This is a genomic window from Streptomyces tamarix (assembly GCF_032423885.1).
Lineage (GTDB): Bacteria > Actinomycetota > Actinomycetes > Streptomycetales > Streptomycetaceae > Streptomyces > Streptomyces tamarix.
Map to the genome: position 1 here is coordinate 82,504 of NZ_JAWCTQ010000020.1, position 20,298 is coordinate 102,801.

Annotated in this window: 23 protein-coding genes; 5 read left to right on the forward strand and 18 right to left on the reverse strand. The window is 73.5% G+C overall.

All coding sequences use genetic code 11. From position 1 onward, the window contains the following. Positions 1 to 75: 75 nt before the first annotated feature. A complete protein-coding gene (locus RND61_RS17625) occupies positions 76 to 678 on the reverse strand; it encodes a flavodoxin family protein (protein WP_315878932.1) in 603 nt (200 codons plus the stop codon). A 141-nt stretch (positions 679 to 819) separates the two neighbouring features. Between RND61_RS17625 and RND61_RS17630 the strand changes: the two genes are divergently transcribed. Then, positions 820 to 1,236, forward strand: a complete 417-nt coding sequence (locus tag RND61_RS17630; RefSeq protein WP_315878933.1) for a winged helix-turn-helix transcriptional regulator — start codon at positions 820 to 822, stop codon at positions 1,234 to 1,236. A 156-nt stretch (positions 1,237 to 1,392) separates the two neighbouring features. Here RND61_RS17630 and mutM read toward each other — a convergent pair whose 3' ends face one another. From mutM to RND61_RS17685, 11 genes are all read right to left on the reverse strand, one after another. Continuing rightward, entirely contained in the window at positions 1,393 to 2,262 is an 870-nt protein-coding gene (gene mutM / locus RND61_RS17635; protein ID WP_315878934.1) for a bifunctional DNA-formamidopyrimidine glycosylase/DNA-(apurinic or apyrimidinic site) lyase, read from the reverse strand. Between the two features lie 162 nt (positions 2,263 to 2,424). After that, positions 2,425 to 3,333 (reverse strand): ribonuclease III, encoded by a 909-nt coding sequence (rnc, locus tag RND61_RS17640; protein ID WP_315878935.1) that lies wholly within the window; start codon positions 3,331 to 3,333, stop codon positions 2,425 to 2,427. Between the two features lie 19 nt (positions 3,334 to 3,352). Next, a complete protein-coding gene (gene rpmF, locus RND61_RS17645; protein WP_003957604.1) occupies positions 3,353 to 3,526 on the reverse strand; it encodes a 50S ribosomal protein L32 in 174 nt (57 codons plus the stop codon). A 2-nt stretch (positions 3,527 to 3,528) separates the two neighbouring features. Further along, positions 3,529 to 4,131 (reverse strand): YceD family protein, encoded by a 603-nt coding sequence (locus RND61_RS17650; protein WP_315878936.1) that lies wholly within the window; start codon positions 4,129 to 4,131, stop codon positions 3,529 to 3,531. 203 nt (positions 4,132 to 4,334) lie between these two features. Beyond that, on the reverse strand, positions 4,335 to 5,402 hold the full coding sequence (locus RND61_RS17655; RefSeq protein ID WP_315878937.1) for an ATP synthase F0 subunit B: 1,068 nt from the start codon (positions 5,400 to 5,402) through the stop codon (positions 4,335 to 4,337). A gap of 135 nt (positions 5,403 to 5,537) precedes the next feature. Next, positions 5,538 to 6,047, reverse strand: a complete 510-nt coding sequence (gene coaD, locus RND61_RS17660; RefSeq protein WP_315878938.1) for a pantetheine-phosphate adenylyltransferase — start codon at positions 6,045 to 6,047, stop codon at positions 5,538 to 5,540. Next, the gene (gene rsmD, locus RND61_RS17665; protein WP_315878939.1) at positions 6,044 to 6,628 is read right to left on the reverse strand and encodes a 16S rRNA (guanine(966)-N(2))-methyltransferase RsmD; all 585 of its coding nucleotides are present in this window, start codon (positions 6,626 to 6,628) and stop codon (positions 6,044 to 6,046) included. Before rsmD ends, coaD begins: the two co-directional genes overlap by 4 nt. Before the next feature lie 70 nt (positions 6,629 to 6,698). Further along, on the reverse strand, positions 6,699 to 8,939 hold the full coding sequence (recG, locus tag RND61_RS17670; protein WP_315878940.1) for an ATP-dependent DNA helicase RecG: 2,241 nt from the start codon (positions 8,937 to 8,939) through the stop codon (positions 6,699 to 6,701). A 60-nt stretch (positions 8,940 to 8,999) separates the two neighbouring features. Further along, positions 9,000 to 10,634: a DAK2 domain-containing protein gene (locus RND61_RS17675; protein ID WP_315878941.1), complete on the reverse strand. Its 1,635-nt coding sequence runs from the start codon at positions 10,632 to 10,634 to the stop codon at positions 9,000 to 9,002. Positions 10,635 to 11,363: 729 nt separating this feature from the next. Then, positions 11,364 to 12,167: a bifunctional hydroxymethylpyrimidine kinase/phosphomethylpyrimidine kinase gene (thiD, locus tag RND61_RS17680; RefSeq protein WP_315878942.1), complete on the reverse strand. Its 804-nt coding sequence runs from the start codon at positions 12,165 to 12,167 to the stop codon at positions 11,364 to 11,366. Then, positions 12,164 to 13,138 (reverse strand): thiamine-phosphate kinase, encoded by a 975-nt coding sequence (locus RND61_RS17685; protein ID WP_315878943.1) that lies wholly within the window; start codon positions 13,136 to 13,138, stop codon positions 12,164 to 12,166. The genes thiD and RND61_RS17685 overlap by 4 nt, the downstream gene beginning before the upstream one ends. 261 nt (positions 13,139 to 13,399) lie before the next feature. Here RND61_RS17685 and RND61_RS17690 point away from each other — a divergent pair, with 261 nt between their 5' ends. Continuing rightward, positions 13,400 to 13,633, forward strand: coding sequence for an Lrp/AsnC family transcriptional regulator (locus RND61_RS17690; protein WP_023586356.1), 234 nt, complete (start codon positions 13,400 to 13,402; stop codon positions 13,631 to 13,633). A gap of 20 nt (positions 13,634 to 13,653) precedes the next feature. Further along, on the forward strand, positions 13,654 to 14,145 hold the full coding sequence (locus RND61_RS17695; RefSeq protein WP_315878944.1) for a DUF3515 domain-containing protein: 492 nt from the start codon (positions 13,654 to 13,656) through the stop codon (positions 14,143 to 14,145). A gap of 60 nt (positions 14,146 to 14,205) precedes the next feature. Here the strand turns inward: RND61_RS17695 and RND61_RS17700 are convergent, their stop codons facing one another. From RND61_RS17700 to RND61_RS17710, 3 genes are read right to left on the reverse strand one after another with little or no spacing between them, the layout of a single operon-like run. Further along, positions 14,206 to 15,354, reverse strand: coding sequence for a D-alanine--D-alanine ligase family protein (locus RND61_RS17700; protein ID WP_315878945.1), 1,149 nt, complete (start codon positions 15,352 to 15,354; stop codon positions 14,206 to 14,208). 34 nt (positions 15,355 to 15,388) lie between these two features. Then, positions 15,389 to 16,399, reverse strand: coding sequence for an NAD(P)H-dependent glycerol-3-phosphate dehydrogenase (locus tag RND61_RS17705; RefSeq protein WP_315878946.1), 1,011 nt, complete (start codon positions 16,397 to 16,399; stop codon positions 15,389 to 15,391). Further along, on the reverse strand, positions 16,396 to 17,148 hold the full coding sequence (locus tag RND61_RS17710) for a lysophospholipid acyltransferase family protein (protein ID WP_315878947.1): 753 nt from the start codon (positions 17,146 to 17,148) through the stop codon (positions 16,396 to 16,398). The genes RND61_RS17705 and RND61_RS17710 overlap by 4 nt, the downstream gene beginning before the upstream one ends. 136 nt (positions 17,149 to 17,284) lie before the next feature. On the opposite strand from RND61_RS17710, the gene cofC reads away from it, so the two are divergent. Together cofC and RND61_RS17720 are read left to right on the forward strand one after the other, a co-directional pair. After that, on the forward strand, positions 17,285 to 17,977 hold the full coding sequence (gene cofC / locus RND61_RS17715) for a 2-phospho-L-lactate guanylyltransferase (RefSeq protein ID WP_315878948.1): 693 nt from the start codon (positions 17,285 to 17,287) through the stop codon (positions 17,975 to 17,977). 18 nt (positions 17,978 to 17,995) lie between these two features. Further along, the gene (locus RND61_RS17720; RefSeq protein WP_315878949.1) at positions 17,996 to 18,199 is read left to right on the forward strand and encodes a hypothetical protein; all 204 of its coding nucleotides are present in this window, start codon (positions 17,996 to 17,998) and stop codon (positions 18,197 to 18,199) included. A gap of 127 nt (positions 18,200 to 18,326) precedes the next feature. On the opposite strand, the gene RND61_RS17725 is transcribed toward RND61_RS17720, so the two are convergent. From RND61_RS17725 to leuD, 3 genes are all read right to left on the reverse strand, one after another. Then, on the reverse strand, positions 18,327 to 18,995 hold the full coding sequence (locus tag RND61_RS17725) for an HU family DNA-binding protein (protein ID WP_315878950.1): 669 nt from the start codon (positions 18,993 to 18,995) through the stop codon (positions 18,327 to 18,329). A 143-nt stretch (positions 18,996 to 19,138) separates the two neighbouring features. Beyond that, complete coding sequence (locus tag RND61_RS17730; RefSeq protein WP_315878951.1) at positions 19,139 to 19,366, reverse strand: SCO5555 family protein; 228 nt, start codon at positions 19,364 to 19,366, stop codon at positions 19,139 to 19,141. Positions 19,367 to 19,703: 337 nt separating this feature from the next. After that, positions 19,704 to 20,297 carry a 3-isopropylmalate dehydratase small subunit gene (gene leuD, locus RND61_RS17735; protein ID WP_315878952.1) on the reverse strand — a complete coding sequence of 198 codons (594 nt, stop codon included), beginning with the start codon at positions 20,295 to 20,297 and terminating at the stop codon, positions 19,704 to 19,706. Position 20,298 lies beyond the last annotated feature (1 nt).

Below are 20,298 nucleotides of genomic sequence, written 5' to 3' on the forward strand. Positions count from 1 at the left end.
GTCGGGGCGTCCTGGGCGCCGGGAAGGGCGCCGGGGGCGCGCGGGGCCTCTGCCGTGGTGGAAGCGGGCGAGGGATCAGGCTTCAGTGGTGGCGTTCACGGCCGCTCGGCCCGTCGTGAAGACGCGGGCGGTCTCCGCGACGCGGCGGCCCAGGTGCTCGGCCGTCGCGATGTCCGCCTTGTGCACTGCCTCCGGCCCTTCGTCGCTGTTGGACTGGGCGCTCGCACCGGTGAAGAAGCCGAGGCGGTTGAGGTCGTTCTCCGAGCCGGTGCTGGAGTTCCAGCCGGGCCCGAGCCCGAGGTTGATCCAGTGCATGCCGTGCTGGGCGGCCAGTACCTGGAAGTACTGCAGGGTGTGGAACTTGTCGCCGCTCTTGGAGGCGGAGTTGGTGAAGCCGGCCGCCAGCTTGTCCCGCCAGGCGCCGGTGGCCCAGCGGCCGGAGGTGGACTCGGCGAAGGCGTGGAAGGCGCCGGAGGCCGTGCCCATGTACGTGGGCGAGCCGAAGACGAGGGCGTCGGAGGCGTCGAGCAGTTCCCACTCCGCCTCCGTCAGGGCGTCGACCTTGAGCAGGTGGACGACGGCGCCGGCGCCCGCAGCACCGTCCCGGACGGCTTCGGCGAGGACGGCGGTGTGGCCGTAGCCGGAGTGGTAGGCGATCGAGATGAGGGGGATGGTCATGCGCGCTCTCCTGGCTCGGGGTCGTGCTCCGCCGCGTACCGGCTCCCCCGGGGCCCGGGGGCGACGCACCCCTGAGGCTATGCGCTAACTTTTAGAAATCGCAAGCAAACAGTAAGCGCTGTGGCCGAGTATGGTGGTTTCATGGCAGAAACAGCAGCATCGGACAACGTGGCGCGTGACGAGGACCTCGCCTTCGACGTGTTCGCCAGGTACTGCCCGTCCCGGGGCACGCTGGAGCACGTCACCGGCCGTTGGGGCGGCCTCACCCTGGGGGCGCTGTACGAGGGCAGCCTCCGCTTCAACGAGTTGCGCAGGCGGGTGGACGGCGTCAGCGAGAAGATGCTCTCGCAGACGCTGCACGCGCTGGAGCGGGACGGGCTGGTCCACCGGGAGGCGCAGCCGACGAACCCGCCGCGCGTCGACTACGAGCTGACGCCGCTCGGCCGGGAGGTCGCGGAGCGGCTGCTGTGCCTCATCCGCCTGCTGGAGGACCGGATGCCGCGGATCCTCGCGGCGCGCGAGCGGTACGACTCGGCGCGGGGCGACGCGTCCGCGTGACGGCGTCCGCCCGGACCGCCGGGCGGGGCAGGCGCTCGGACACGGGAACCGCCGGGCGGGGGCAGGCGCTCGGACACGGAGCCCCGAGCCAGACGGGCGCTCAGCGCCGGGCGCCACCAGGCGGACGCTCACACACGGGAGCCACCGGGCGGGCGTTCAGAGGCGGGGCGCCGTCGGGCGGGGCGGGCGCTGGCAGCGCGGGCAGAAGTAGCTGGACCGGTTCATCCACGGGCGGCGGCGCATCGGGGTGCCGCAGCGCCGGCAGGGCTCGCCCTCGCGCCCGTACGCGTCGAGCGACCGGTCGAAGTAGCCGGATTCGCCGTTCACGTTGACGTACAGGCTGTCGAAGCTGGTCCCGCCGGCCGCGAGCGCCGCGTTCATCACGTCCCGGACGTGGCCGAGCAGTTCGTACGCGCGGGGGCGGGTGAGCAGGGCGGTCGGGCGGTCGTAGTGGAGGCGGGAGCGCCAAAGCGCCTCGTCCGCGTAGATGTTGCCGACGCCGCTGATCAGGCTCTGGTCGAGCAGGGCGCGTTTGACGGTGGTGCGGCGCAGCCGCAGTGCCGCGTGGAAGGCGGCGTCGTCGAACGCCGGGTCCAGCGGGTCGCGGGCGATGTGCGCGATGACGTCGGGTAGGCCGTCGGGGGCGTTGTCGTGGAGGGACAGCCCGCCGAAGGTCCGCTGGTCGACGAAGCGCAGCTCGGTGCCGAGAGCATCGTCGAAGCGTATGCGGACGCGCAGGTGCTTCTCGTCGGGGGCGCCTTCGGGCTGGACGAGGAGCTGGCCGCTCATGCCGAGGTGGCCGAGGACGGAGGCGTCGGTGTCGTCGAGCGGCAGCCACAGGTACTTGCCGCGCCGCCGCGCGACGCCGACGCGGTGGCCGGTGAGGCGCGCCGCGAAGTCGGGTCCGCCCCCGAGGTGCCGCCGCACGGCACGCGGGTGCAGCACCTCGACGGCGGCGACGGTACGCCCGCTCACCCAGCGTTCGAGGCCCCGCCTAACGACTTCGACCTCGGGCAACTCGGGCACGGCACTCCTCCTGTCGGAGAACGGTGGGGCGGAAGCGCGGGAGCGCCGACGCGGCTCCGGCGGCCGGCCCGAGCGGGGCGGCCACCGGAGGCACGGCAGGTCACGGGTCCGGGCGGCGGGCGGGACCGCGGCGGTCCCGCCCGTCCCGCCCGGGCCGGAGTGTCAGGCCGTGGCCGAGTCGGCCGTGGCCGGGTCGGCCGTCGCCGGGTCGGCCGTCGCCGGATCAGCGGAGGCCGCGTCGGCCGGGGCCTGCGCGGCCGTGGTGGTCGCGGACGTGACGGTCGCGGTGGCCGCGGCCGCGGTGGACGCGGCCTCCTTCGCCGCCGCCTCGCGTTCGTCGGCGGCCGCGCGGATGGCGCGCCACGCGGACTCCGCCGCCTGCTGCTCCGCTTCCTTCTTGCTGCGGCCGGTGCCGGTGCCGTACGAGACACCACCGACGCGGGCAGCAGCAGTGAAGGTCTTCTCGTGGTCCGGGCCCATCTCGGTGACGAGGTACTCCGGCACTCCGAGACCTTCGGACGCGGTCAGCTCCTGGAGACTGGTCTTCCAGTCCAGGCCCGCACCGAGGTTCGAGGACTTCTCGATCAGCGGGTCGAAGAGCCGGTGGACCAGCTCGGACGCCGCTTCGAGGCCCTGGTCGAGATAGACGGCGCCGATCACCGCTTCGAGGGTGTCGGCGAGGATGGACGCCTTGTCCCGGCCGCCCGTGCCCTCTTCACCGCGGCCGAGCCGGATGAAGGAGCCCAGGTCGAGCCCGCGGCCCACCTCCGCCAGCGCACGCGAGTTGACCACCGCGGCCCGCAACTTGGCCAACTGGCCTTCGGGCAGGTCCGGGTGGGTGCGGTACAGCGTGTCCGTGACCACCAGGCCGAGCACGGAGTCCCCGAGGAACTCCAGCCGCTCGTTGGTGGGCAGGCCGCCGTTCTCGTACGCGTACGAACGGTGGGTCAGCGCACGCACCAGAAGGGCGGACTCGACCTGGTAGCCGAGCCGCCCTTCCAGAAGCGTGTGGGACGAGGCCGTGTTCTCCGCCTGCTTCCTGGCGTCATCCGCCGTTTTGTGGCTAGACACGGTGCCTCTCACCAGCCGCTCAGACCGCGAGGACCTGGCGCTTGTTGTACGTGCCGCAGCTGGGGCACGCGATGTGCTGCTGCTTCGGCTCCTGGCAACGCTCGCACGAAACCAGGGTGGGGACCGCAGCCTTCCACTGCGACCGGCGGTGGCGCGTGTTGCTGCGCGACATCTTCCGCTTCGGAACAGCCACGGCTACTTCTCCTGCTTCTCGTCGACGCCCGGTTCGGCGCCGCTCATGTCGTCCTTCTCGTCGGTCCCGAGTGAACCGGCGAGTCCCTGCAGTGCCGCCCAACGAATGTCGACGGCGTCGTGGTGGTGGTCCGGGTCGTCGTTCAGGTTGACCCCGCACTCGGGGCACAGTCCCGCACAGTCCTCCCGGCACACCGGCTGCATCGGCAGTGCGAGCACCACCGCGTCACGCAGCACGGGTTCGAGGTCGAACATGCCGTCCTCGAGGGGGGTGACGTCCTCGTCGTCCTCGGCATCGTCGCCCGATGCCGCACGGCGGCCCCGGTCGTCGGTGTCGGGGTACGAGAACATCTCCTGGAAGTCCGCCACGACCTCTCGGCGCAGCGGCTCCAGACACCTTACGCACTCCCCCTCGGCCGACGCACGGGCGGTGCCCGTGACGAGCACCCCTTCCATGACCGACTCGAGGCGGAGTTCGAGCTCGACGGGCGAGCCCTCCGGTACGCCGATGACTCCGTCGATACCGAGGTCGACGGGGGCCGCCACCTCGCGGGTGAGCCGCTGGAGGGCACCGGGACGCCGCCCCAGCTCGTGCGTGTCGAACACGAGGGGGTTGCGGTGGTCGAGGCGCGTACTCAGGGCTCTTCCTGCTTTCGGGATCGGGAGGGGGCCGCACCGTCCGTGCCGTACGGCGAAGCGGGCAGCCAGGATCGCGGACGTACTCGCGACCGAACAGCCAGGATACTGGACGCTTCGCCCAGGACCCAATCGGCCGGTCTCGGCCCCCGGCGACGGCCGCCGGGGAAGGGTCAGTGGCCCTGCTCGTAGCGGCGCAACTGCTCCAGGTCGATCATGCTCGTGTCGAAGAAGCTGGTCTCGTCGAGCGCCGCCGCCTGCTGGTGCGGCACCTGCGGGGCGGGTACGGCCTGGGGCTGCTGGTAGGCGTACGGGTCGGGCTCGGCGCCGTAGCCGTGGGCGTAGCCGCCCTGGTCGTACCCCTGCTGGTGGTACGCGTAGGGGTCCTGCTGGTAGGCGTAGGCGTCCTGCGGCTGCTGCGCCGGGTAGCCGTACGGGTCCGGCTGGTGCACGGGCGGCGGGGCCTGCGGGGGCGCCTGCGGCGGGACGGCCGCGGCGGCCGGCTGGGGGTCGGCGAGCTCGGCGAGGCCCGCCAGGTAGTCGGCGTCGCTGGTGTGCGGCTGCTGCGGGCCCGCGGCGTCCTGCGCCGCCATGTGCTCGCCGAGGGCGTCCGTGGCGGTCCGCCCGTGGAGCTTCTGCCGGCCGCGGCCGACGGCCTCCAGGGTCTTGCTGAGGACCGCCTCGAAGGCGCTCAGCTTGGCGTCCACGTACGCGTCGGCGCGCTGGACGAGGGTCCGCGGGTCGGAGCTGTACTCGGGGGCGTCCTCGTCGGCGTACCCCCGCTCGTCGAGGCCCGGGCCGCGGCCGAGGAGCTTCTCGCGGCCCCGGTCGACGGAGCCGATGGTCTTGGTGAGGACGACCTCGAAGTTGGCGAGCTTGGAGTCGACGTAGTCGTCGGCCTCGGCGCGGATCTCCTCGGCCTCCCGGCGGGCCTCCGCGAGGATGCGGTCGGCCTCCTCCTGGGACTGGCGGGCGACCTGGCTGTCGGAGATCAGGGAGCCGCGCTCGGCGTGGGCGGCCGCGATGATCCGCTCGGCCTCCCGGCGGGCCTCCTCGACCAACTGCTCGCGGCCGCCGATCAGCTCCTGCGCCCGGGCGAGGGAGCCCGGGAGGGCCTGGCGGACCTCTTCCAGCATCGCGAGCAGTTCGGCGCGGTTCACCACGCAGGAGGCCGACATGGGCATGGAACGGGCGTTCCCGACCGTCTCGACGATGTCGTCGAGCTTCTTCTGCACGTCCACCGTGTGCTCGCCACTCTCTACAGCCGGATGGGAAGACGGACGGGACGACTGTACGGCCAGTCGGGCCCCCTTCGACACCGATCCCCCGGGCCCGGTCCCGCCCGCCCGGGGCGCTCCCGCCGGGCCGTCAGGGGATCACTTCTCGCGGAGCCGCGCGACCAGCGCCTCGTGCACGGTCGGCGGCAGCAGGTGCGAGACGTCGCCGCCCCACGCCGCGACCTCCTTGACCAGCGAGGAGGAGAGGAAGCTGTACGTGGGATTGGTCGGTACGAACAGCGTCTCGACGCCCGTGAGGCCGTTGTTCATCTGGGCCATCTGGAGCTCGTAGTCGAAGTCGCTGACCGCGCGCAGGCCCTTCACGATGGCCGGGATGTCGCGCTCCTTGCAGAAGTCGACGAGGAGGCCGTGGTGCGACTCGACCACCACGTTGTCGTACTCGGCGGTGACCCGGCGGATGAGGTCCATCCGCTCCTCGACGGTGAACAGGCCCTGCTTGGACTTGTTGATCATCACGGCCACGTGCACGACGTCGTACAGCTTGGAGGCTCGGGCGATGATGTCGAGGTGTCCGTTGGTGATGGGGTCGAATGACCCCGGACAGACTGCTCGGCGCAACTGAAGTCCCTCGCTCTCCGGTCCGGTCATGGTGCGTCTTCGCACGTAGAGGCGGCGCGACCGTACCAAAACGTTCCCTCGCCGTAGCGACGGGCCCGCAGCGGCTCGAACCCCTCCGGCCAGCCGAATTCCCCGCCTCTGGTGCTGCGCTCCACGGTGACGAGGGCGTCCGTCGCGAGCCAGCCCCGGGCGCGGAGTGTGAGGAGTATCTCGCGAAGATCGTCGTCGGAGACGGCGTACGGCGGGTCGAGGAAGACCGCGTCGTACGGCTCGGCGGGCGCGGGCCCCGCGACGACCTGCTCGGCCCTGCCGCCGCGGACCTCGGCGCCGGGCAGTCCGAGCGCGCGGACGTTCTCCCGGACCGTGCGGGCGGCGCGGGCGTCGGCCTCGACGAGCAGGGCGTGCGCGGCGCCCCGCGACAGGGCCTCCAGGCCGACCGCGCCGGACCCGGCGTACAGGTCGGCGACGCGGATGCCGTCGAGCGTGCCCAGGAGCGACCGCCAGGTGGAGAACAGGCCCTCGCGCGCCCGGTCCGAGGTGGGGCGGGTGCCGTTGCCCGGCGGCACGGCCAGGCGGCGTCCGCCGGCCGCTCCGGCGATCACGCGGGTCATGTCAGTCCTTGTCGGTCGTTCGCGGGCGTGCGTCGACTCCACGATATGGGTCGGCGGGACCGGGGGCGTGTCACCCCTTCTCCAGGTACTGCTCGCGCTCCGCGTCGAGCAGCGCGTCGAGCGCCGTGCGCAGCTCCGGCAGGTGCTCCAGGTCGGGGTCGGCGGCGACCACCGCGGTGGCCTCGGCGCGGGCGGCGGCGATGACCTCCTCGTCCTCGATGACGGTGAGCACGCGCAGGGAGGAGCGGGCGCCGGACTGGGCCTGGCCGAGGACGTCGCCCTCACGGCGCTGTTCGAGGTCGATGCGGGAGAGCTCGAAGCCGTCCAGGGTGGCGGCGACGGCGGCCAGCCGCTGCCGGGCGGGGGCGGCCTCGGGCATGTCGGTGACGAGGAGGCACAGTCCGGGCGCGGAGCCGCGGCCGACGCGCCCTCGCAGCTGGTGCAACTGGGACACGCCGAACCGGTCCGCGTCCATGATGACCATGGCGGTGGCGTTGGGGACGTTGACACCGACCTCGATGACGGTGGTCGCGACGAGCACGTCGACCTCGCCGGCGGCGAAGCGGCGCATGACGGCGTCCTTGTCGTCGGGGTGCATCCTGCCGTGCAGGACCTCCACGCGCAGGCCCGCGAGGGGCCCCCGGGCGAGCTGTGCGGCCACGTCGGTGACGGCGAGGGGCGGCCGCTTCCCGGCGGCCTCCTCGTCGCTCTGCGCCTTCTTCGCGGCGGCCTTGCCGCCGCCCCCCGGCTCGTCCTCGTCGTCGCCGATGCGGGGGCACACGACGTACGCCTGGTGGCCGCCCTCGACCTCCTCGCGGACGCGCTCCCAGGCGCGGGCGAGGAAGTGCGGCTTGTCCTGGGCGGGCACGACGTGGGTGGCGATCGGTGAGCGGCCGGCCGGGAGCTGGTCGAGGACGGAGGTCTCCAGGTCGCCGAAGACGGTCATCGCGACCGTGCGCGGGATGGGCGTGGCGGTCATGACCAGCAGGTGGGGCGGCTGCTTGCCCTTGCCGCGCAGGGCGTCGCGCTGTTCGACGCCGAAGCGGTGCTGCTCGTCGACGACGACGAGGCCGAGGTCGTGGAACCTGACCTTGTCCTCGATCAGGGCGTGCGTGCCGACGACGATGCCGGCCTCGCCCGTGGCCAGGTCGAGGAGCGCCCGGCGGCGGGCGGCGGCGCCCATGGAGCCGGTGAGCAGGACGACCTTGGTGGCGTGTTCGGCGCCGCCGAGCATCCCTCCCTGGGCCAGGTCGCCCATCATCTCGGTGATGGACCGGTGGTGCTGCTGGGCGAGCACCTCGGTCGGGGCGAGCAGGGCGGCCTGCCCTCCGGCGTCGACCACGGCGAGCATGGCGCGCAGGGCCACCATCGTCTTCCCGCTGCCGACCTCGCCCTGGAGGAGGCGGTGCATGGGGTGGTCGGTGGCGAGGTCGTCGAAGATCTCCTTGGAGACCGCGCGCTGGCCGTCGGTGAGGGTGAACGGCAGGCGGGCGTCGAAGGCGTCGAGGATGCCGTCGGGGACGGGCTCGCGGGGGACGGCGGGCAACTGCGTGTCGGCGTACCGGCGGCGGGCGAGCGCGACCTGGAGGACGAACGCCTCGTCCCACTTGAGCCGTTCGCGGGCGTCGGCGACGTCCGCCTTGGTGCGCGGGCGGTGGATCTTGCGGAGGGCGTCGGGCAGGTCGGTGAGGCCGCGGCCCTCCCGCAGGGCGGGGGGCAGCGGGTCGACGGCGTCGTGGACGCGCGGCAGGACCGCGTCGACGGCCTTGGCGATCTTCCAGGACTCCAGTTTGGTGGTGGCCGGGTAGATCGGGATGAGGGCGCCGGCCCAGGTGTCCACCGCCTCGTCGCTGTCGCCGCGCAGCGGTTCGTAGGCGGGGTGGGCGAGCTGGAGCCGCCGGTTGAAGAGGGACACCTTGCCGGCGAACATCGCGCGCGTGCCCGGCAGGAGTTCCTTGTGGGGCTTGTGAACGCCCTTGCCGAAGAAGACCAGGCGCAGCCGGCCGCTGCCGTCGGTGATGGTCACCTCCAGCCGCTGGCCGCGGCCCTGGGGGCCGCCGTACGTGTGCAGGCGCGCGTCCGCGACCTGCGCGACGACCGTGACGTGCTCGTCCAGCGGCAGGTCGGCCAGCGCGGTCAGCTCGCCCCGCTCGGCGTACCGGCGCGGGTAGTGGTGCAGGAGGTCGCCGACGGTGTGCAGGTCGAGGGCCTCGGCCATCACCTTGGCGGTGGCCGGTCCGAGGACCTTCTTCAGGGGTTCGCTCAGCACCGCGGCCTCCTCCTCCGTACCCCGTCCTGGTCGGAGGTCCATTTCACACCACGCCGCTGACAACGGGCGGCGACCCGGGCCCCGGCGGCGCCGGGGCCCGGGTCACTCGACGCCGATCAGGAGGGGGGCCTGCTGGCGACCGCCGTGGTAGACGCAGGTGTCGACGGCGAGGTACCGGTCGCGTACGTGGCGCTCCAGGCGGTCGGCGAGGGCCGGCGGGGCGTCGGCGGCGAGGACCAGGGTGACCAGCTCGCCGCCGCCCGACAGCATCCGGTCGAGGACGGTCCGGGCCGTCTCGGCGAGGTCGTGGCCGATCACGGCGACGTCGCCGTCGATGAGGCCCAGGACGTCGCCGGCCTGGCAGACGCCGGCCGACGTGAACGACTGGTGCTCCGCGACGGCCAGTTCGCCGTAGCGGGTGGCGCCGGCGGCGGCCGTCATGGCGACCACGTCCTCGTCGAAGCGGCGCCCCGGTTCGTGGACGGCGAGCGCGGCGATGCCCTGGACGGCGGCCCGGGTGGGGACGAGGGCGACGCGGACGCCTTCGGCGCGGGCCTGTTCGGCGGCGGCGGCGGCGGGGTGGCGCAGCTCGGCGGAGTTGGGCAGGAGGACCACTTCGCGCGCGTGGGCGCGGCGGATCGCGTCGAGCAGCTCGCCGCTGGCGGGCGGGCGGCCGGGCAGTGCCAGGACGGCCGTGGCGCCCGCCTCGGCGCACAGCGCGGCCAACCCCTCGCCCGGTACGACGGCGACGACCGCGCGCTGGGTCGGTTCGGCGGGCCCGGCCGCGCTCTTCGCCGCGTCGGCGGCGAAGTGGGTGACGCGGATCCGGTACGGGCGGCCCGCCTCGACGCCGGCCTCCACGGCCGCGCCCGCGTCGTCGACGTGCACGTGGACGTTCCACAGGCCGTCGCCGCCGACGACCACCAGGGAGTCCCCGAGCCCGTCGAGGCGGGCGCGCAGCCGGGCGACGGCGTCGTCGTCGGCCTCCAGCAGGTAGATCACCTCGTACGCGGGTCCGCTCGCCGCGCAGGGCTCCTGCGGGGCCGCGGCGGTGTGCGGGAGGGGCGCGGCCCGCCGGGCGCGGGGCCCCTTCGCCGGCGCCTCGCCCGACAGGGCCTCGACGAGCGCGCCGAGCACGGTGACGAGGCCGCGTCCGCCCGCGTCGACGACGCCCGCCCTGGCCAGGACGTCCAGCTGCCCGGGGGTGTCCTCCAGCGCGGCGAGGGCGCCGTCGTACGCGGCCCTGGCCACCGCGGGGAGGGCGGAGCCGGCCCCGGAGGCGGCCCGCGCCGCGGCGGCGGCGACGCTGAGGATGGTGCCCTCGACGGGGTGGGCGACGGCCTGCCGGGCGGAGGCGGAGGCGGTGCGCAGGGCCTCCGCCAGGTGGGGTCCGTCACCGCCGCGGGCCAGCACCTCGGCCATGCCGCGCAGGAGCTGCGCCAGGATGGTGCCGGAGTTGCCGCGGGCGCCGATCAGGGCGCCGTGCGCGAGGGCCCGTACGGTGTCGGCGGGCGCGGGAGCGGTGCCGTCCGCTTCGTGCGCCGCGAAGACCGCCTCCACGGCCTGGCGGGCGGCTTCCACGGTCAGGTACAGGTTGGTGCCGGTGTCCCCGTCCGCGACCGGGTAGACGTTGATCGCGTCGATCTCCTCGCGCTCCCGGCCGAGGGCGTCCAGCGCCAGCGCGCACCAGGCACGGACCGCTGCGGGGTCGAGGTCCCGCCCCAACTTCTCCGGCACCTGGTGATCCTCCTCGTGGGGGTCCCGCACGCCGCCGGGGCGTCGGGGCGTGGGCTGCACCGCAGGGTAGACCCAGGAGGGCGGGGAGGGCCGGGGCGGGGGTCCGGCGGTCCGCGGTGGCTTCGCCCCACCGGAGTGGCCCTCGTACCCCGCTCCGGTCGCCTTATGGGAATCAAACCGTTCCCCGGCAACGCCACTTCGGTCACCGGCCCGTACGTCATCGATCTGCTTCCGGCCCGCGCCGGATCCCACCCCACGTGCGTCCGAAGTCCTTCGAGTGGCCCGTGGCGGCCGACTGCGAGGTCTGCGGCGGGGCGTCGGTCGGGTCCGGCAACGGCCTTTCGCGTTCGCGCCGCCGTACGCCCGCCCCGTCGCCGGAACGCGAGCGTCCGGCGCGTGCGTGCCGCGGCCGGTCGGACGCCGAAGCGGCCCGACGTCCGCACCCCGTGCATCGAGGCCGGCGAGGTCCCGCGCTCAAGGCGGCGTCTCGTCGTAGCGCGGCCTCTGAGGTTGCCCCGCAAGCCGGCCCACCTCCGGATGGGCCGGCTTTTCGCCGTACTCGGCGCCCGTGTCCGACGTCCGTGCCCGGCGAGTGGGGCGGAGGGGCCCGCGACTGCCGGAAGGGAGAACGCGCGCGTGCCCCGGCCGAGGAGGGGCCGGGCCCGCTCGACCCCCGGCCGCAGGGCGCGTCCCGGAGCCGGACCGGATCCGAGGAAGCCTCGGGAAGCCCTAGGACGGGACGCTCAGGCGCCAGCCGTGGTCGACCGGGCCTATCCCGCCGCCCAGCGCGAACCCGGCGGCGATGGCCCCGGTGACGTACTCCTTGGCCCCGCGTACGGCGTCCGGCACGGCCAGGCCCCTCGCCAGGCCCGCGGCGACCGCGGAGGCGAGCGTGCAGCCGGTGCCGTGCGTGTGCCGGTTGTCGAGGCGGGGCGCCCGGAACCAGTGCTCCTCGCGGCCGTCCGTCAGCAGGTCGACCGCCTCCCCGGTCAGGTGCCCGCCCTTGATCAGCGCCCAGCGCGGCCCGAACGCCAGCACCGCGTCGGCGGCCCGCCGCAGGTCGCCCTCGCCCTCCACCCGTACGCCGGTGAGCTGCGTCACCTCGTCGAGGTTCGGGGTCGCGACGGTCGCCACGGGCAGCAGCCGCTCGCGCACCGAGTCGAGGGCGGAAGCGGCGAGGAGCGGGTCGCCGTGCTTGGAGACGCCCACGGGGTCGACGACGACGGGGGCGTCCGTCGCCGCGAGCAGTTCCGCGACGGTCTCGACGAGCGGTGCGGACGCGAGCATCCCGGTCTTCACGGCCTGCACGCCGATGTCGTCGACGACGCTGCGGTACTGGGCGCGTACGGCCTCCTCCGGCAGCTCCCAGGCGCCCTGCACGCCCAGGGAGTTCTGCGCGGTGACGGCCGTGAGGACGCTCATGCCGTGGACGCCGAGGGCGAGCATGGTCTTCAGGTCGGCCTGGATGCCGGCGCCGCCGCCGGAGTCGGACCCGGCGACGGTGAGCACCCGCGGCGGGGCCTGGCGGGTCATTCGCCTTCTCCGTACGGGCCGCCGAAGTGGTCCCAGCCGCCGGTGGTGTGCCAGGGCGCGCCGTCGACGGTGACCTGCGGCAGGGCGGAGGGGTGGAGGACCCCGCCGATCACCTTCCAACGGGCGGGCAGTTTCACGTCGGGCGGGAACGTGGCGACGATCGCGTGGTCCTCTCCCCCGGTGAGCACCCACTGCAGCGGGTCGACGCCGACGGCCTGGCCGATGTCGTTCATCTGCGTGGGGATGTCGATGGCGCCGGAGCGCAGGTCGATGCGGACCTTGCTGGCCTCCGCGATGTGCCCGAGGTCCGCGATGAGGCCGTCGCTGACGTCGCACATGGCGGTCGCGCCGAGGCCGGCGGCGGCGGGACCGGCGTGGTACGGCGGCTCCGGCCGGCGGTGCGCCTCGACGAACGCGCGCGGAGAGCGGAAGCCGCGGGAGAGGACCGCGTACCCGGCGGCGGACCAGCCGAGCCAGCCGGTGTAGGCGACGACGTCGCCGGGCTGGGCGCCGCCGCGGGTGACGGGCTCGTGGTTGCGCAGGTCCCCGAGGGCGGTGATGGACACGGTGATCGTGTCGCCGCGCACCACGTCGCCGCCGACGACGGCGGCTCCGGCGACCTGGCACTCGTCGCGCAGCCCGTCCATGAGCTCGGTGGGCCAGGTGGCGGGGAGTTCGGCGGGGACGACCAGGCCGAGGAGGAGCGCGGTGGGGACGGCGCCCATGGCGGCGATGTCCGCGAGGTTCTGGGCGGCGGCCTTGCGCCCCACGTCGTACGCGGTGGACCAGTCGCGGCGGAAGTGGCGGCCCTCCAGCAGGATGTCCGTGCTGGCGACGACGCGCCGGTCGGGTGCGGCCACGACGGCGGCGTCGTCCCCCGGCCCGACCCGTACCGCCGGGGTGGTGGTGAGCCGGGACGTGAGCTCCCTGATGAGCCCGAACTCCCCGAGCTCGCCGACAGTGCCCTTCACCGAGGTTCACCTCTCCATGTCGTCGTGGGCCCGCCGTGCGACCGGCTGGTCCTCGTGCGGTTGCGGTCGCGAGCCGTCACTGCTGTAGGTACGGTCATCGAGACGGGCGGAGCCGTCAACTTCTGTCTTTCGCGCGCCGTGCTCCGGGGCACCCCGGCCCGGTGGTCTCCCCGCCGCGCGCGGCGACGCGATACCGTGGCGTCCCTTTCTCCCTGGGTCCTCCCAGCCCAGGATGATCCCCGCGGCCGCCCTGGAGGTTTCGTGGTACAGGCGTACATCCTGATTCAGACCGAGGTGGGGAAGGCGTCGCTGGTCGCCGATACCATCGCGAAGATCCCCGGCGTGATCCAGGCCGAGGACGTGACGGGCCCGTACGACGTGATCGTGCGCGCCCAGGCGGACACGGTCGACGAGCTGGGCCGCATGGTCGTCGCCAAGGTCCAGCAGGTGGAAGGCATCACCCGTACCCTGACCTGCCCGGTCGTCCACCTGTAGCCCCCGTCTACGCTGAGCCGGTGAAGTCCTCCCACCGGTTTTCCCGCCTGCCCGCCGCGGCCGGCGCCGTCGCCGCGGCCGTGCTGCTGGCGACGGCCCCGGGCTGCGCCACGACGGACGCGAAGACGCCGGTCCCGGTTCCGAGTCCGGCCGCGGAGGAGGCCGCGTACTGCCGGGCACTGCACCAGGAGCTTCCGGACGCGGTCGCGGGTCTGCGCCGGAGCGCGGCGGAGCCGCGTTCCGAACTGACCGCCGTGTGGGGGGACGGGGCGATCGTACTGCGCTGCGGGGTGCCCCGGCCCGCCAGGATGGACGATCCGCAGGCGGAGGCGATCGAGGCGGACGGCGTCAACTGGCTGCTGGAACAGCGGGAGGGCACCGGGCCGCGCTTCACCACCACCTACCGGAAGGCGTACGTGGAGCTGTCGCTCGACGAGCGGTTCGCGCACGACGCCGGCCCGCTGGCCGCGTTCGCCGGGCCCGTGGGCAGGGCCGTCCCGCCGAGCCTCTGAGGCGGCCCGTGCGGCGGGGTGCCGGGCGCGGTCCGTCCGCGCGGCCCCGCCGCCGGGGGCCTAGCGCAGTCCGGTCGGGCGGCGCAGGGCGGCCTGGACGAGGCGGTCGACCAGCTCGGGGTAGTCGACGCCGCTCGCCTCCCACATCCGCGGGTACATCGAGATCGGGGTGAAGCCCGGCATGGTGTTGATCTCGTTGATGACGAACTCGCCGTCGTCGGTGAGGAAGAAGTCGGCGCGGACCAGTCCCTCGCAGGACGCCGCCTCGAACGCGGCGATCGCGAGCCGCTGCACCTCGGCGGTCTGCTCCGGGGTGATCGGGGCGGGCACGACGCCGGACGCCGAGTCGATGTACTTCGCCTCGAAGTCGTAGAAGTCGTGGTCGCCGACGGGCGGGATCCAGGCGGGGGCGCTGGCGCGCGGGCCGTCCTCGAACTCCAGGACGCCGCACTCGATCTCGCGGCCGGTGAGCAGCGACTCGACGAGGACCTTCGGGTCGTGGCGGCGGGCCTCGGCGAGGGCGGCGTCGAGACCGGACTCGTCGTCGACCTTGGTGATGCCGATGGAGGAGCCGGCGCGGGCGGGCTTCACGAACAGCGGCCAGCCGTGCTCGGCGGCGAAGTCGGTGACCTTCCGGCGGGCGGCCGCGGGGTCCCGGTCCCACTCGCGGGGGCGGACGACCTCGTACGGGCCGACGGGCAGGCCGAAGGAGGTGAAGACGCGCTTCATGTACTCCTTGTCCTGGCCGACGGCGGAGGCGAGGACGCCCGCGCCGACGTAGGGAACCCCGGCGAGCTCCAGGAGGCCCTGGAGGGTGCCGTCCTCGCCGTACGGGCCGTGGAGCACGGGGAAGACGACGTCGACCTCGCCCAGGGCCTTCGGGACGGAGCTGGGCTCCGTGTAGACGACCTCCCGGCTGGTGGGGTCGGCGGAGAGCACGACGCTGCCCTCGCCGGGCTCGGCGAGGTCGTCGACGCTGGGCAGCGCGCGGTCGGCGATGGCCATCCGCTCCGGGGCGTCGGCGGTCAGCGCCCAGCGGCCGTCCGTGGTGATGCCGATGGGCAGCACGTCGTACTTCGTCCGGTCGATGGCGCGCAGGACGGCGCCGGCCGTGACGACGGAGATGGCGTGCTCGGAGCTGCGTCCGCCGAAGACGACGGCCACGCGCGGCTTACGCCCGGGGCTGGTGGGGAGGTTCTCGCTGCTCATATCGCGACGAGCGTACCCGCTCACCGGGGCTCCGTCAGCGCCGCTCGGGCTTGGCGCTCCGGGACATCAGCTCCTTGAGCGCCACCATCGGCGGCTTTCCCTCGTGGACGATGCCGACGACGGTCTCGGTGATCGGCATGTCGACACCGTGCCGGCGGGCGAGGTCGAGGACGGACCGGCAGGACTTGACGCCCTCGGCGGTCTGCCGGGTGACGGCGATCGTCTCCTCCAGCGTCATGCCCTTGCCGAGGTTGAAGCCGAAGGTGTGGTTGCGGGACAGCGACGAGGAGCAGGTCGCGACCAGGTCGCCGAGGCCGGCGAGGCCGGAGAAGGTCAGCGGGTCGGCCCCCATGGCGAGGCCGAGCCGGGTGGTCTCGGCGAGGCCGCGGGTGATGAGGGAGCCCTTGGCGTTGTCGCCGAGGCCCATGCCGTCGGCGATGCCGACGGCGAGGCCGATGACGTTCTTGACGGCGCCGCCCAGTTCGCAGCCGACCACGTCGGTGTTGGTGTAGGGGCGGAAGTACGGGGTGTGGCAGGCGGCCTGGAGCCGCCGGGCGACGGCCTCGTCCCGGCAGGCGACGACGGAGGCGGCCGGCATGCGGGCCACGATCTCCTTGGCGAGGTTGGGGCCGGTGACGACGGCGACGCGGTCGGCGGAGACCCCGGCGACCTCCTGGATCACCTCGCTCATCCGCTCGCAGGTGCCGAGTTCGATGCCCTTCATCAGGGAGACGAGGACGGTGCCGGGGGCGAGCCGCGGCGCCCAGGCGGCGAGGTTGCCGCGGAGGGTCTGGGAGGGGATGGCGAGCACCGTGAAGTCGGCGCCGGCGGCGGCCTCGACGGGGTCGCTGGTGGCGCGGAGGTTCGCGGGCAGCGTGACGTCGGGGAAGTAGTCGGGGTTGGTGCGCGTGGTGTTGATGGCGTCGGCGACCTCGGGGCGGCGGCCCCAGAGGGTGACGTCGCAGCCGGCGTCGGCGAGGACCATGCCGAAGGCCGTACCCCACGAGCCGGTTCCGAAGACGGCGGCCTTGACGGGGCGTGTCACTTGACTCCCTCCCCCGCGGCCCCGCGGCGCTGCTCCAGCCGGGCCCTGCGGTGGTCGTACGGCTCGTCGGGGGCCTTCTCGCCCCGGATGTCCTCCAGGAGCGCGGTGATGGCCTTCATGATCTCCTCGGTGGCCTCGCGGAGCACCTCGTTGGTGGGTTCCACCCCGTGGAACCGGGAGAGGTCGACGGGGGGGCCGGCGACGACGGTCAGCGTCTTGCGCGGGAAGAGGCGGACCTTGTTCTCCTTGGCGTAGGGCGGCATCGCCAGGTTGGCGCCCCACTGGGCGACGGGGATGACGGGCGCCTTGGTGAGGAGGGCGACGCGGGCGGCGCCGGTCTTGCCGGCCATGGGCCACATCTCGGGGTCGCGGGTGAGGGTGCCCTCGGGGTAGAAGGCGACGCACTCGCCCCGCTCGATGGCGGCGACGGCGGCACGGAAGGCGTCCAGGGCGTTGGTCGTCTCGCGGTAGACGGGGATCTGCCCGGTGCCGCGGAGCATCATGCCGACGAAGGAGCCCTTGAAGAGGCCGGCCTTCGCCAGGAAGCGCGGTACGCGTCCGGTGTTGTACTGGAAGTGCGCGTACGACAGCGGGTCGAGATACGAGTTGTGGTTCACGGCCGTGATGAATCCGCCGTCAGCCGGAATGTGCTCCATTCCGCGCCAGTCCCGCTTGAACAGAACCACCAGTGGCGGTTTTGCGATGACCGCCGCCAGGCGGTACCAGAAGCCGATTCTGCGGCGGGACACGCGGACACCTTCCTGTGGTACTCGTCTTGCCGGGGGTCAAGTGTCGCCCCAGGCCCCTGGTCTGTCGAGAACACCGTACGCCCCGCCCTCCGGGCCGGCTCTCCCGGTCGTGACCGGTCGCGCCACAATGGCCGGGATGGAGACGGACGGAGAGCGGGCAGCGGGCGCCGGCGGGCGGGGTCTGGCTGCCACGCCCTGGTCGCTGGTGGTTCCGCTGAAACCCCTTGCCCTGGCGAAGACCAGGCTCGCGGGGGCGGTCGGCCCGCCGGAGCGGCGGCGGCTGGCGCTGGCGTTCGCGCAGGACACGGTGGCAGCGGCGCTGGCCTGCGGGGCGGTGCGGGATGTGGTGGTCGTCACGGACGACCCGGTGGCCGCGTCGCGGCTGGCCGCGCTGGGCGCCGGGGTCGTACCGGACCGGCCGGGGGCGGGGCTCAACGCGGCGCTGGCGTACGGGGCGGAGGCGGTGCGGGCGCGGCGGCCGGGGGCCGCGGTGGCGGCGCTGAACGCGGACCTCCCGGCGCTGCGCCCGGCGGAACTGGGGCGGGTCCTGGCGGTCGCGGGGCGTTTTCCGCGGGCTTTTCTGGCGGATGCCGCAGATATCGGTACGACTTTTCTGTCGGCGGCGCCGGGAAAGGAATTGCGTCCGGCTTTCGGGGGTGCCTCGCGGCTGCGGCATTTGTCGTCGGGCGCGGTGGAAATCCGGCTCGGCGGTGTCGTGTCCGTCCGGCGGGACGTGGACACGGAGGCGGACCTGCGGGCGGCGCTGGAGCTGGGCGTGGGGCGGTGCACGGCACGGCTGTGCCGGGCGGGGATCCTCCCGGCGGGGTAGCCGGATAGGCTGCGGTGCATGCAGGCGACCGCGTACACGTACGACCCCGAGACCCGCACCGGCAGCGTGCTGCTCGACGACGGCACCCCGGTGGAGTTCGACGCGGAGGCGTTCGACGCGGGCGGGCTGCGGCTGCTGCGGTCCGGGCAGCGGGTGCGGATCGAGACGGAGGGCGAGGGCGGGGCCCTGCGGATCACGCTGGTGACGCTGCAGACGTTCTGAGACGGCTCCCGGCGGCGCCCCGGCGACACCGCGGGCCGGGCTTCCCCCGAGGGAAGCCCGGCCCCGCGTGTGAGTGGCCCGGCGGGCGGTCGCGTCGCCGGCGGGTGCCCCTTCGCCGTCGCGCCGCTTACTTGTTCCTCGCCGCCGTGGCCTTCTTGGCCGCGGTGGTCTTGCGTGCCGTGGTCTTCTTGGCGGGCGCCTTCTTGGCGGTGGCCTTCTTGGCGGGCGCGGTCTTCTTCGCCGTGGCCTTCTTCGCCGCGGGCGTGGTCGCGGTCTTCGCGGGGGTCGCCTTCTTCGCGGTGGTGGCCTTCTTCGCCGCGGTCGCGGTGGTCTTCTTGGCCGCGGCGGTGGTGGTCTTCTTGGCCGCCGCCGTCGTCTTCCTGGCGGGGGCGGTCTTCTTCGCCGCGGCCTTCTTCGCGGCGGCCTTCTTGGTGGCGGCCTTGGCGATGGTGGGCGGCGCGCCCGAGAGGCTGCCCTTGGGGGCCTTCTTGACGGCGACCTCGCCGCCCTTGGGCAGCTTCTTGGTGCCGCTGACCAGGTCCTTGAAGCCCTGGCCGGCGCGGAAGCGCGGAACGGAGGTCTTCTTGACCCGTACGCGCTCACCGGTCTGCGGGTTGCGGGCGTAGCGGGCCGGACGCTCGACCTTCTCGAACGAGCCGAAGCCGGTGACCGAGACCCGGTCGCCGGCGACCACCGCACGGACGATCGCGTCGAGTACCGCGTCGACGGCGTCGGCGGCCTGCTGCCGGCCGCCCATCTTGTCGGCAATCGCTTCTACGAGCTGCGCCTTGTTCACGTCTTCCCCTTCGGAGACATTGCCGGAACGAAAGTGTTCAAGCGTTTTCGCACGTTAGGCAGATATATACCGCAAATCAAACACGAAACGGGCTAATCACCCTTGTGCCGCAACGCAGTAGCCGTTCGCGGACTTCCGGGCGGTCAGTCCCCTTCAGGGAATCGGCCCTCGTCGAGGTCCTTCAACAACCGGTCGAGACGCCGCGCCGCGTCCGCGAGATCGTGCTTCGCCGCGGCCGTGATGACCAGCAGCTTCCGGGACAGCGCCATCCTTACGCCCTCCGGGACTTGCAGTGCGCGCACTCGGGAGTGCGCTTCTTTCAGCCGGGCTGCGACCGCCTCGTAGAGCTCGAGTTGGCTGTCGCGTTCCATGCGCCGATTGTGCCATCTGGGGCGAGTTGTCGCCTGCGTAGGGGGTAACTGACGTGATCCAGCGGTGTTTCGGGGCATGCCCGGGTGCCTTCCGTGCGGCACTCCCCGTTTGCCCAACCTCCCAGGTCATAAACCGAGTTGGCGTCGATTCGGCGGCCTCGGGAGGGCCGCCGGAGGGGGGTCGACCCAGGGCGCGCGGCGTCAGCCGGATGGCGGCGCGGGCACTCCCCCGGGGTGTCGTGAGGGGCGTTTTCACGCCAGTTGGACACGGGCGTGCCCCCGGCCGCTGGGCGGCCGGGGGCACGGGGTGTCGCACGGGGCCGGGGCCCCGGCGGGGTCAGACCGGGAGGGTGCGCGGCTTGTACGAGGGGCGCTTGGCCTCGTACGCGGCGATGTCCGCCTCGTTCTGGAGGGTGATGCTGATGTCGTCGAGTCCGTTGAGCAGCCGCCAGCGGGCGTTCTCGTCGAGTTCGAAGTCGGCGGTGACGCCTTCGGCGCGGACCTGGCGGGCGACGAGGTCGACGGTGATCTCGGCCTGCGGGTCGGCCTCGGTCAGCTCCCACAGGGCGTCGACGGTCTTCTGGTCGAGCACCACCGTGAGCAGGCCGTTCTTCAGCGAGTTGCCGCGGAAGATGTCGGCGAAGCGGGAGGAGAGGACGGTTTTGAAACCGTAGTTCTGCAGGGCCCAGACGGCGTGCTCGCGGGAGGAGCCGGTGCCGAAGTCGGGGCCGGCGACGAGGACGGTGGCACCCTGCCGCTCGGGGCGGTTGAGGATGAACTCGGGGTCTTTGCGCCAGGCCTCGAAGAGGCCGTCCTCGAACCCGTCGCGGGTGACCTTCTTGAGCCAGTGCGCGGGGATGATCTGGTCGGTGTCCACGTTGCTGCGGCGCAGCGGGACGGCGCGGCCGGTGTGCGTGGTGAATGCTTCCATG

Excerpts from the sequence above, each read along its gene's own strand:
- RND61_RS17625 (WP_315878932.1), bottom strand. The coding sequence starts at position 678 with ATGACCATCCCCCTCATCTCGATCGCCTACCACTCCGGCTACGGCCAC.
- RND61_RS17630 (WP_315878933.1), top strand. The coding sequence starts at position 820 with ATGGCAGAAACAGCAGCATCGGACAACGTGGCGCGTGACGAGGACCTC.
- coaD (WP_315878938.1), bottom strand. The coding sequence starts at position 6,047 with ATGACCGGACCGGAGAGCGAGGGACTTCAGTTGCGCCGAGCAGTCTGT.
- rsmD (WP_315878939.1), bottom strand. The coding sequence starts at position 6,628 with ATGACCCGCGTGATCGCCGGAGCGGCCGGCGGACGCCGCCTGGCCGTG.
- recG (WP_315878940.1), bottom strand. The coding sequence starts at position 8,939 with ATGGACCTCCGACCAGGACGGGGTACGGAGGAGGAGGCCGCGGTGCTG.
- thiD (WP_315878942.1), bottom strand. The coding sequence starts at position 12,167 with ATGACCCGCCAGGCCCCGCCGCGGGTGCTCACCGTCGCCGGGTCCGAC.
- RND61_RS17700 (WP_315878945.1), bottom strand. The coding sequence starts at position 15,354 with ATGAGCAGCGAGAACCTCCCCACCAGCCCCGGGCGTAAGCCGCGCGTG.
- cofC (WP_315878948.1), top strand. The coding sequence starts at position 17,285 with ATGGAGACGGACGGAGAGCGGGCAGCGGGCGCCGGCGGGCGGGGTCTG.
- RND61_RS17720 (WP_315878949.1), top strand. The coding sequence starts at position 17,996 with ATGCAGGCGACCGCGTACACGTACGACCCCGAGACCCGCACCGGCAGC.
- RND61_RS17730 (WP_315878951.1), bottom strand. The coding sequence starts at position 19,366 with ATGGAACGCGACAGCCAACTCGAGCTCTACGAGGCGGTCGCAGCCCGG.
- leuD (WP_315878952.1), bottom strand. The coding sequence starts at position 20,297 with ATGGAAGCATTCACCACGCACACCGGCCGCGCCGTCCCGCTGCGCCGC.